Origin of the sequence: Burkholderia sp. Ac-20345 (assembly GCF_017104825.1) — a bacterium.
GTDB classification, from domain to species: domain Bacteria; phylum Pseudomonadota; class Gammaproteobacteria; order Burkholderiales; family Burkholderiaceae; genus Burkholderia; species Burkholderia lata_B.
The window spans coordinates 1-415 of record NZ_JAAGPO010000566.1; the positions used below are offsets into that span (position 1 = coordinate 1).

The 415-nt window shown below is 74.7% G+C and carries 1 pseudogene; it reads left to right on the forward strand.

What is annotated here, in order from left to right:
• A pseudogene (locus tag G3O06_RS49595) lies at positions 1 to 415 on the forward strand (hypothetical protein); the annotation flags it as partial.

Below are 415 nucleotides of genomic sequence, written 5' to 3' on the forward strand. Positions count from 1 at the left end.
AAGCGCGGGATCGGCGTGGCGCTCCTGGCCGGCGTCGGCGCGATCGCGCTCGGCCTCGATACGGGTGCGCTCGCCCAGTTGTCGACCGTCACGACGGGCGGGCTCGAAACGAAGCTCGTCGACCGGCCCGCGCGGCGCTCGAACGGCGCACCGGCGGCGGTCGGCTCGACGGTCCAAGCCACCCGCCACCGCAGCGGCGGCGCGGCGACGTCGCTCGGCGTCGCGCTCGTGATCGGCGGCAAGGTGTTCGCCGCGATGAAGCGCTCGCTCGGCGCCGGCGAATGGATCAAGCGCGGGATCGGCGTGGCGCTCCTGGCCGGCGTCGGCGCGATCGCGCTCGGCCTCGATACGGGTGCGCTCGCCCAGTTGTCGACCGTCACGACGGGCGGGCTCGAAACGAAGCTCGTCGACCGGC